Below are 10,459 nucleotides of genomic sequence, written 5' to 3'. Positions count from 1 at the left end.
CAAGCGACGCAGATCATCGAAGCGCACCGCGACCAGATCGGACAGCTCGTCACCCGGCTCGAGGCCGACGAAACCCTTGATCTGACCGCGATCCGGGAATGCCTCGGCCCATCAGACACAATCACCCCGTTTCGCAAAGGCGGAAGCTAGCACCGACCCGCCATCTGTCAGGAGGCTTTCATGACCCGACCACCCAAAAAGACCAAACCAGTCGTAAGCCTGCCACAGGACGCGCCGGTGCCCGCTTTGCTGCCACCCGCAACAGCCCCACCGCCTGCACCGGCACCAGCGCATCGGCACCAGAATTTCGACCGTGCGGCGCGGGCCGCCGTGGCGCGGCTTTCGGGCGGGGTCTCAAGCTATGCCTTCTTTGAGGCATGGAGCGATTGGGCGCAGCATCTTTCGCGCGCGCCCGGCCGGCAGATGGAACTGGCCGAACACGCGCAGCGCAATCTGTTGAAGCTGATGGCTCTGGCCACCACTCCCGGCAGCCCTCCGCCCTTCGTCCCGAAGCCCTATGACCACCGTTTTGACCATGAAGGCTGGCAAAAGCAGCCCTTCCAGATGTGGCAGCAGGGTTTTTTGGCGATGCAGGACTGGTGGGACCACGCAACCGAACCAATGCGCGGCTTGCGCACCGAGGATGCCGAACGTGCCCGCTTTCTGACCCGGCAGACGCTTGATGTCCTGTCGCCGTCGAACGCGCCCTTTCTCAACCCCGAGATCGTCGCCGAAACGCTTAAGACGGGCGGGCGCAACCTGACCGAAGGGGCGGCGCATTTCGCGCATGACGCTGTGAAGACCCTGACCGGCCAACGCGACCCGGCACCCGAAGGCTATCAGATCGGCAAGGATCTGGCTTGCACCCCCGGTCAGGTGGTCTACCGCAACGACCTGATGGAACTGATCCAGTATACGCCACAGACGCCGCAGGTTCACGCCCGCCCAATCCTGATCGTTCCGGCCTGGATTATGAAATACTACATCCTTGATCTTTCGCCCGGCAACTCGATGGTGCGCTATCTGGTCGGACAGGGTTTCACCGTCTTCATGATTTCATGGACCAACCCGACCTCTGACCAGCGCGATCTTTCGCTGGAAGATTACCGCAAGCGGGGGGTAATGGCGGCGCTTGACGCTGTGACCAAAATCGTGCCGGACACCCCGGTTCAGGCCGTCGGCTACTGCCTTGGCGGCACAATTCTGGCGATTGCGGCAGCAACCATGGCGCGAGACCACGATGACCGGCTTGCCTCGGTTACGCTGATGGCCGCGCAGGTGGATTTTGCCGAAGCGGGTGAATTGCTTTTGTTTCTTGATGAAAGCCAGATCGCTTTTCTAGAGGATCTGATGTGGGAACAGGGCTATCTTGACCGTCCGCAGATGGCTCGCGCATTTGCCGCGATACGGTCCGAAGATCTGATCTGGACCCGCGCGGTGCGGCGTTATTTTCTGGGTCGCGAAGACGTGCCAACCGACATCGGCGTCTGGCTATCGGACACCACACGGATGCCGGCACGCATGCATTCGCAATACCTGCGCGGGTTGTTTTTGGAAAACCGGCTGACGGCAGGGCGCTTTGCGGTCGAGGGGCGGGTGATCGCGCTCAAGGATCTGTCGGTGCCGCTGTTTGTGATCGCCACCGAAACCGATCACATCGCGCCCTGGCGGTCGGTCTACAAGACGAAGTTGTTCACGGACAGCGACCTGACTTTCGTGCTGACCAAAGGGGGCCACAACACCGGCATCCTCAGCGAACCGGGCCATAAGGGGCGGCACTTCCGCATCTCCCGCCGCCCGGCAGCGGCGCATTATGTCGGCCCAGACGCCTGGCTGGCAGAGACTGCGCCAAAGTCCGGATCGTGGTGGCCGGACTGGGCGGATTGGTTGGCGGCGCAGGGCGGTGGTTTGTCGGATCCGCCTGCCATGGGTGCCCCTGACAACGGGCTTGCCCCGCTTGGCCCCGCCCCCGGCGCTTATGTGATGCAGCCCTGACCTTTGGTGCAGACCCGCGACGCATTGCTATGAAAGGATCGAGCCATGCCCCACCACCCCCGCCTGACGTTTCACGGCGCTGCCCGGTCGGTCACCGGGTCATGTTTCCGGCTGGACACCGACCACGGTGCTATCCTGATCGACTGCGGGATGTTTCAGGGCTCAAAGACTGAAAAAGAACTCAATTACCGCCCCTTCCCTTTTGCACCGGGCAAGATCGCCGCAGTCATCCTCAGCCATGCCCATATCGACCATTCCGGCCTCTTGCCCAAACTGGTCAAGCACGGGTTTTCGGGGCCGATTCACGCAACACCTGCCACCACCGATCTGGCCGGGGTGATGCTGCCCGACAGCGCCTATATTCAGGAACTGGAGGTCGAGCAGTTCAACCGCCGCGCCGCCCGGCGTGATCGCGGATCGGTCACCCCGATCTACACCGCAGCGGATGCCGCCGTCTGCCTTACACTGTTCCAGCCGCATCCCTATGACAGTTGGTTTGCCGTCCTGCCCGGCCTTCGGGCGCGGTTCTGGAATGCGGGGCATCTTCTGGGCTCGGCCTCGGTCGAGGTTGAAATGGCACAAGCCAAGGGTGAACCGGTGCGGATCCTGTTCTCGGCCGATATCGGCCCGGATTACAAGCTGCTGCACCCCGATCCAGAAGCGCCTGTTGGTGTGGATTATCTGATCTGCGAATCAACCTACGGCGACCGCGACCGCATTGACGCCACCGCCGACCGCCGCCGCCAACTGCTGCGCGATGAGGTGCGCGCAGCCATGCACCCCCATGGCGCGCTTTTGATCCCGTCGTTCGCGGTCGAACGCGCGCAGGAGTTGATCAGCGATCTGGGCCGGTTGATCAGCGAAGGCGCGTTGCCACAGATCCCGATCTATGTGGACAGCCCGCTGGCGACCAAGGCCACGCGGGTATTTGCCAAGCACCACCGGGAACTGGAAGACGGCGCGGTGCTGATGAAGGGTTTGCAGTCGCGGCACCTGCATTTCACCCAAACGCGGGAACAAAGCATCGCACTCGACCGGGTGCAGGGGTTCCACATTGTCATTGCCGCCTCGGGGATGTGCGATGCCGGGCGCATCAGGCACCGGCTGAAGAACTGGCTCTGGCGCGATGAGGGCACGGTTCTGTTCACCGGGTTTCAGGCGGTGGGCACACTGGGGCGCATCCTGCAGGACGGCGCGAATTCAGTGCGCATTCAAGGCGAGGAATTTGCAGTGCGCGCCCGGATCCGGTCGCTGGATCTGTATTCCGGCCACGCAGACGGCACTGAATTGCGCGAGTGGATCAAAGAACGGCTGCCGATCCGGCATCAGGTTTTTCTGGTCCATGGCGAAGAACCCGCGATGGCAGGGCTTGCGGCGCGACTGGATGGAATTGTCGCGGCAAGCGATGTCTTGCAGCCGAAACTGGATGAAAGCTTCGTGCTGACACCGGACGGTGCGCAAAGCCTCACGCCAGCCACGCCACCGCGTATTTCTCCAGAGAAAGTTGCACGCCTTGATTGGCACAACGACGTCTCGCGTCTGCTTTTGGAGATCAACGAGGGCCTTTTGGCCAGCCCGGACGAAAAGACCCGCGGCGCATTGATCCGGCGTCTGCAGCGCGCCCTGAAGGATGCGGATACCCGGACCTGATGCCCAAGGCGCGATCTGATCCAAGTCAACCCGCACAGGGGCGCACTCGTGTAGGATAGGGAAAGGTCAAACAAAGGAGGGTCACATGTATAACCATATTCTTGTTGCCGTGGCATTTGACACGGATCACGAACCGGACCGGTCGTTGCAGGCCGCGCGGATTCTTGCAGCACCCGGTGCAAAGGTCACAATCTTGCATGTGAAGGATAAACTTCCGGGCTATGCGATTTCCTACATCCCTGACGATTATGATGCCGACCTGAAAGTCGCCATTCGTGATCGGCTGGCGGGATTGGCTGCGCAGTTTGAAAACGGCGCGGGCGTGCTGATTGAAGGCAATTCGGGGCAAACGATTCTTGAATGGGCCGAACGCAATCAGGTGGATTGCATTGTGATGATGTCGCACCGGCCGGGGCTGCAAGACTATTTTCTGGGCAGCACTGCTGGCAGGGTCGTGCGCCATGCGCAATGCTCGGTCCATGTGATCCGCTGAAGCACAAACCGCGCCCCGGCAGGTCAGCGCCATGCTGGCCCGACGGGGCGAGCCTGCCTTGCGGGTCGGCGGCGCCACCGGATCCAGCCCAACACCGTCTTGCAGTTGGTTGCCACCGCCAAAGTTCGCGGCGCCAAGTGCAACACCTGCGCCGCAAGAATCCCTGCCCGCGCCGATCAGGGCCGACGCAGGGCCGTCATCTTGACATCCACCCGCTCGGACAGGCTTTCAAGGCTGTCGTAGAGCAGTTGCAGCATATAGCTGGGGTTATGCACATAACCGCCAGGGTCTTTCTGCACGACCTGATAATTGTAGGCGGCCTTCAGCAATCGTGGGGTCCAGCTTTGATAGCGGTTGGGAAAAATTGCCTCGTCAGGGCTGATCTGGCCATCTGCGTTGGTGTCGTTGAAGAAGTACGGAAACGTGCCATAGGCATAGCCGATCGGGGCATTGCCGACCCCTGCCCCATAGGCCTGAATCGCGGCGTAAAGCTGGCCGTGCAACCCGATGATCTCGGCATGGATGCCGCCCGCGTTGTCGCCATCGCCGTCGAAATCCTGATGCCGGGTGCGGATGTCGCGGATATCCTCAACGCCGCGGTGGCAGCTGACGCAACCATCGGTGGCCACCTCGGTGGTGTGGGCATTGTGGCAGGCGACACAGGTGTTGGCACTGGGCACATGGGTGAACCGGCCCGCATAGGTCTTGCCAGGATAGTGAAAACCACCCCGCACCTCGGCACCATGCATCACCGCAGCCGCAACGCCATAGTGCACGTTGAGGAACGCCAGATCGGGGGAAACGGTATCATCCGCGATGCCCTTGGTCGCGGCCATCACGTTGTCACCCGATTGGCGGCCCTGATGGCAAACCGTGCAGACCGCAGACGGCCCCAACCCGTCCACTGTCACCCCGGATGGAAAGGGCACGCTGTCAAGCGCGTGGGCCGCAGAGGTGTGACAGGACGCGCAGCCGATTGGCGCGTTGATGGCAGCGGCGTGGTCCACCACGCCGGGCGCACTGCCATCGGCCCCTAGCCAGTCAATAAAGCCCGGTTGCGAATGGCAGGCTGCGCAGGCGACCGGCACTTCGCCATCCTTGTTCCAATAAGTGAAGGACAGCGACTTGTAATCGCCATGGGGCGATGCAAGCCATTCTTCGGTCAGACGTGAAAGTTCTGATCGGTCTTGTGCCATCACAGGCGACGCGATGGACAAAATCACGGCAACTGCGCTGATCAGGGGCAACGTTGCGGAAAGGCGCATGGGGTCTCCTCCGTTCGGCTTGCAAGGTGGCGCATTGGATCAGTCTCACCGATTTCATGATGTCCCGCCTTGATCGGGATCAAGGCGTGCGCTTGGATGGCAAGGCAAGCTAACAACATTCGCCCCAAGGAAAGAGCATATGCCAGACCAATCGCCACCCGCGCTTGGCTCAGACAAGGCCCATCCGATGCGCTTTTCGGGGCTGGCACTTGCGGGCCTATATCTTGCGATGTGCCTTGTGCCGCTTTTGCTAACCTTTGGCAGAAGCGTCGCCCGATTGGATGCCTGGGAACGCGCCGGGGCGGCGCTGGGGATGGTGGCGCTGGTGGCGACGGCCATCCAGTTCGTGACCTCGGGCCGGTTCGAGGCCGTCTCGGGCCGTCTTGGCATCGACAAGATCATGGCGCTTCACAAGGTCGCGGCGTGGTGGGTGCTGATTGCCATTGTCTTGCATCCGCTGGCCTATGTCTTGCCAACTTGGGTCGATGACCCGGCACGCGGGGCAGAACGGCTGACCGCCTATCTGACGGTGCCGCATTACCGCTCCGGGGTGGTGGCACTCGTGGCGTTGCTGGTGCTGGTGCTGACCTCGATCCTGCGCGACCGCCTGCCGTGGCGGTATGAGACTTGGCGGGCGGCGCATCTGGTGCTTGGGCTTGTTGCTGTGGGTGGGGGCGTACATCACGCCGTCACGACCGGCCGGTTCAGCGCGATGGGGCCGGTTCACGGGTTCTGGTGGGCGGCTGGTTTGTCGGTCGTGGCGGTGATGGCGGTGCTTTACGGTTGGCGTTGGGCCATGCTGCACCGGCATCCGTGGCGCCTGACTAAAGTGACCAAACTGGCCGACCGGATGTGGGAACTTGATATTCAGCCCAGCACAAACAGCCCGACGCCCGGCTATTCCGCCGGACAGTTCGTCTGGATGACCGAAGGAAAGCGCCGGTTTCCACTGTTCGACCATCCGTTTTCCATCGCGGACAGCCCGGCGCGACCGGGGCTGAGCCTGATCATCAAGGAAGCCGGCGATTTCACCGGGGGGATCGGCAGTCTGGCACCCGGCACGGCGATCGGTATCGACGGCCCTTATGGTGAGTTTACGCTGGACCAGCATCCGGGCGACGCAGTTGTGCTTTTGGCGGGCGGGGTCGGCATTGCCCCGATTATGGGAATTTTGCGCGATCTGGTCGCGCGGCGTGATCCCCGGCCTGTGCGGCTGGCCTATGCGGCTGGCGTTCCGGCAAATTTCGCCTGCCTGCCCGAAATCAAGGCCGCTGTGCAAGCACTTGACCTGAAGGTCATGCTGGTCAGCGAAGAAGATGCCAATGGTTGGGGCGGGCTGCTCGGGCGATTGTCCCATGACAGGCTGCGCGATCTGATTGACGGACTTGATCCGCAGCGCATGGTTGCGCTTATTTGCGGCCCCGGCCCGATGGTCACAGCCACCTCGGACGCGCTGCTTGATCTGGGGGTATCGATGAATAAGATCGTGTATGAACGGTTCGACTATGCCGGCGGTGCCTCGCGTCAGGACAGGCGGCGCGCCCGGCATTTTCTGGCCATCGGTGCCGGTCTTGCCGCTTTGGTCGCGGTGTTCGCGCTGGTGTCTTAAGGGATGTTTTGGCGGATGCACCACCCGCAACACGATCCAGATCAATGTGCGATCACCTTGACTCTGCTATTATGAAACTCGCCGCTTTGTACTTTGGAATGGCCTTGCGGCGCTATGTCGGCATCAATTGAGGAGCATGAGAGATGGGAAAACGCAATGACACACGGCCCACCCCGGACAGCGGCACCGCTGCGATGACCCAAGCCATGATGACCGGCAGTCCGGTTGTGGCCAAGGCTTGGCTGTCTTTCATGTCAGAAAGCGCACAATTCCTGACAGAGCGCCTGCAACAGGATCTGGAAGCTCAAAAGGCCATGATGGCCTGTAAAAGCCCGACGGAATTGCTAAAGGTTCAGTCGGATTTTCTGACCGCAGCAATGGATCAGTATACCGATTATGCAACCCGCCTGTACAAGACCATGACCACGGCCGCGACAAATCCGGTTCAGGACATGCAGTCGGGTCAATCCCGCCGCTATGACGATATACCGCTATAGGCACCAATGCGGCTAGCACTGGCGCTGTGGTGCCGCGCGCGCTGACGCCTGTGGCGTCGTCAAAACACCGGTTAGAACCTCCCACGCCCGTTGGGGCATTTGGGTGACGTTAAAGCGCATGTACTGCGCGGCCGTTTGCGCGGGGCTGAAAATGTTTCCCGGCGCCAGAACGACGTTTTGTTTCAGCGCCGCCCTTGCGATGTCTGCCGCATCCCGGCCCTCGGGCAGTCTGCACCACAGATAAAACCCGCCACGAGGCATCAGCCAAGGCTCGGCCCCAAGGCTGCTCAGCCGGGTCGCAGCCTCTTTGCGGGCGCGGGTCAGGCGCTTGCGCACCCCGTCTACATGCTTGCGGTAGCTGCCATCGCTCAGGGCCGAGTGAACAATCGCGGTCGCCACGGGGCTTGGCCCGCCAAAATTGGTTGCGACTTGCAGGTCGGTCAGCGCCGCAATCAGTTGTGGTGGCCCGGCGATATAGCCACAGCGAACCGAGGCCGACAGCGTCTTGGAAAAACTGCCGATGCGTATAACCCGGTCCAACCCGTCAAGCGTGGCCAGACGCGGCGACAAGTCGGGCTCCAGAACTGCGAATGTGTCGTCCTCAATCACCGTCAGATCATGCGACGCCGCCAGTCGCAGCAGGCGATGTGCGGTCTGGGCTGTGATCGTGCCCCCGGTCGGATTGTGCAACGCCGAGTTGGTGATGTAGAGGCGCGGGCGGTGGTCGGCCAGTGCGGCGGCAAAATGCGCCAGATCCGGCCCGGTCGGCGTAAAGGGCACCGGAACGATCCGCGCCTTGTAAACCCTCAGCAGGGCCTGAAAGTTGAAATAGCACGGGTCATCCACCAACACCGTATCGCCGGGACGCAGCAGGTAGCGGCAGATCAGGTCAACCGATTGCGACCCCGAGGTGGTCAGCAAGATCGTCTCGGGGCTGATGTCCAGCCCTTCCCCGGCGAACTGCCGGGCAAGAATGTGGCGCAGATTTGCCGGGCCAAGACTGCTGCCGTAATCGGTCAGCACCGCATCCGGCCCGCGTGCAAGCTGGCGCAGCGCGCGGCGCAGGGCGGCTTGTGGCATCCAGTCCGGTGGCAGCCAGCCGCAACCGGGTTTCAAGACCCCGGCATCCGCATCAAGGGATTGGCGCGACACCCAGAACGGATCAACGTCACGATCCGCTTGCGGCCCGGCGGCACGCAGATCAAGCGACGGGGCAACGCCCACCACATAAAACCCCGATCCCGGCTGCGACCGGATCACGCCTTCGGCCACCAGCCGGTCATAAGCGTCAACCACTGTCGATGGCGAAACCCCCATCACCGCCGCAAAGCGCCGGATCGAGGGGAGCCGTTCGCCGGGCGCAAGTGCGCGCGAGGCAAGCCTGCGGCGGATATTCTCCATCACTTCGACCGTGCGTGTCGCCTGCGCCATAGCGAATTGTATCCCCGATTGAACCCATACAGTTTGTATAAATCGTATCGGTCTGTCTCTGTCAGGACCAGTGCCAATCCGCTATCGGCTGACAAAACAGACGGTGCGCGGGGCAAGGTGTTGAAGCGGTTGGGTGGCGGATGGGGCAGCGGGCTGTTGGGGGTGATCATTTTCAGCGGGTCGCTTCCGGCGACACGGGTTGCAGTGGGCGGGTTCACGCCGTTGTTCCTGACCTCGGCGCGGGCGGTGATTGCGGCCCTGCTGGGGGCTGCGCTGCTTATCGCGTTGCGGCAAAGCTGGCCAAGGCGGCGGGATATTATTCCGCTTGGCATCACCGCCATCGGCGTGGTCATCGGCTTTCCACTGCTGACAGCCCTGGCGCTGCAACACATGACGTCAGCACATTCGATTGTCTTCATCGGTCTGTTGCCGCTGGCCACGGCCCTGTTCGGCGTGCTGCGCGGAGCTGAGCGGCCACAACCGGCATTCTGGCTGTTTTCCTGTGCGGGTGCTTTTGCGGTGGCGCTGTTTGCCGGAACGCACAGCGATGGCGGCACGCTGACGGGCGATCTGCTTATGCTGGCCGCCATTCTTATCTGCGGTTTGGGCTATGCCGAGGGTGCCGTGTTGTCACGCCGGTTTGGCGGCTGGCAGGTGATCTCTTGGGCGCTGGTGCTGTCGCTGCCGGTGATGGCGGCACTGATGGTCGCAAGCTGGCCGACAGATTTTGCGGGCGTGACCGCGCCGCAATGGCTAAGCCTATGCTATGTCTCGCTGTTCAGCATGCTGATCGGCTTTGTCTTCTGGTATCGCGGCCTTGTGCTTGGCGGAATCGCGGGTGTGGGGCAGCTGCAATTGCTGCAACCGTTCTTTGGACTGGCCTTGGCCCAGCTGCTGCTTGGCGAGGCTGTGTCCGGCACGATGATTGCAGTGACGTTGCTGGTTGTGCTGTGTGTGGTCGGGGCAAAGCGCTTTGCCTGATCCGCAAATCAAGGCGCGGACAGCCCTGCATTGTCCTGTGGATCACCCACCGGCCGCATGGGTTTGCAGGTGGTCGACGACACGCTTTACGAGCACCTCTGTTGGGTGACTTGCATCAACCGCTATCCCCCATTCGTCGCTATCAAGGTGTTCAAGGCTGGCATGTTGGCTTACCGCAAGTGCCGGGTTCATGAAGTGCCCCGGCCGTTCCTGCATTCGGGCACGCGCGGCATGCAGGCCAATTTTCAGGTGCACAAAAAACACCTCCCCCTGTCGGCGCAGAACGTCGCGGTAGCTGCGCCGCAGGGCCGAGCAACTGCCAACGATGCCCTGCTGCTCACTGTGCAGCCCAGTGGCAACCGCCTGCAACCACGGCAGGCGCATTGCATCATCAAGCGCGATGCCCGCGGCCATCGCCGCAATGTTCCCCGGCGGATGCAGGCTGTCACCCTCCAGAAAGCCCAGGCCAAGCCGTTGTGCAAGGGCCAGACCAACCGTGGACTTCCCGCATCCGGAAACCCCCATTACGACAATTCTG

At 62.0% G+C, this 10,459-nt stretch carries 9 protein-coding genes; 6 read left to right on the top strand and 3 right to left on the bottom strand.

Annotated elements, in window-relative coordinates:
• Positions 1-180 precede the first annotated feature (180 nt).
• The 3 genes from Q8K08_RS21655 (at position 181) to Q8K08_RS21645 (ending at position 4,138) form a co-directional block, all read left to right on the top strand.
• Positions 181-1,995, top strand: a complete 1,815-nt coding sequence (locus Q8K08_RS21655) for an alpha/beta hydrolase (RefSeq protein WP_305251677.1) — start codon at positions 181-183, stop codon at positions 1,993-1,995.
• Positions 1,996-2,040: 45 nt separating this feature from the next.
• Positions 2,041-3,645 carry an MBL fold metallo-hydrolase RNA specificity domain-containing protein gene (locus Q8K08_RS21650; protein WP_305251676.1) on the top strand — a complete coding sequence of 535 codons (1,605 nt, stop codon included), beginning with the start codon at positions 2,041-2,043 and terminating at the stop codon, positions 3,643-3,645.
• A gap of 85 nt (positions 3,646-3,730) precedes the next feature.
• On the top strand, positions 3,731-4,138 hold the full coding sequence (locus tag Q8K08_RS21645; RefSeq protein ID WP_304803434.1) for a universal stress protein: 408 nt from the start codon (positions 3,731-3,733) through the stop codon (positions 4,136-4,138).
• 176 nt (positions 4,139-4,314) lie between these two features.
• Here Q8K08_RS21645 and Q8K08_RS21640 read toward each other — a convergent pair whose 3' ends face one another.
• A complete protein-coding gene (locus Q8K08_RS21640; protein ID WP_304803436.1) occupies positions 4,315-5,403 on the bottom strand; it encodes a polyheme membrane-associated cytochrome C in 1,089 nt (362 codons plus the stop codon).
• A 139-nt stretch (positions 5,404-5,542) separates the two neighbouring features.
• Between Q8K08_RS21640 and Q8K08_RS21635 the strand changes: the two genes are divergently transcribed.
• Positions 5,543-7,012 (top strand): ferric reductase-like transmembrane domain-containing protein, encoded by a 1,470-nt coding sequence (locus Q8K08_RS21635; protein ID WP_305251675.1) that lies wholly within the window; start codon positions 5,543-5,545, stop codon positions 7,010-7,012.
• Positions 7,013-7,155: 143 nt separating this feature from the next.
• A complete protein-coding gene (locus Q8K08_RS21630; RefSeq protein ID WP_305251674.1) occupies positions 7,156-7,509 on the top strand; it encodes a phasin family protein in 354 nt (117 codons plus the stop codon).
• A 12-nt stretch (positions 7,510-7,521) separates the two neighbouring features.
• Here the strand turns inward: Q8K08_RS21630 and Q8K08_RS21625 are convergent, their stop codons facing one another.
• A complete protein-coding gene (locus Q8K08_RS21625) occupies positions 7,522-8,940 on the bottom strand; it encodes a PLP-dependent aminotransferase family protein (RefSeq protein ID WP_304803443.1) in 1,419 nt (472 codons plus the stop codon).
• Between the two features lie 117 nt (positions 8,941-9,057).
• Here Q8K08_RS21625 and Q8K08_RS21620 point away from each other — a divergent pair, with 117 nt between their 5' ends.
• A complete protein-coding gene (locus Q8K08_RS21620; RefSeq protein WP_305251673.1) occupies positions 9,058-9,921 on the top strand; it encodes a DMT family transporter in 864 nt (287 codons plus the stop codon).
• A 42-nt stretch (positions 9,922-9,963) separates the two neighbouring features.
• Here the strand turns inward: Q8K08_RS21620 and Q8K08_RS21615 are convergent, their stop codons facing one another.
• Entirely contained in the window at positions 9,964-10,446 is a 483-nt protein-coding gene (locus Q8K08_RS21615; protein ID WP_304803447.1) for a gluconokinase, read from the bottom strand.
• Between the last annotated feature and the right edge of the window lie 13 nt (positions 10,447-10,459).

The sequence above is a fragment of the Pseudotabrizicola sp. genome (genome assembly GCF_030684215.1).
Lineage (GTDB): Bacteria > Pseudomonadota > Alphaproteobacteria > Rhodobacterales > Rhodobacteraceae > Pseudotabrizicola.
This window is presented reverse-complemented; position numbering and strand designations above follow the sequence as displayed.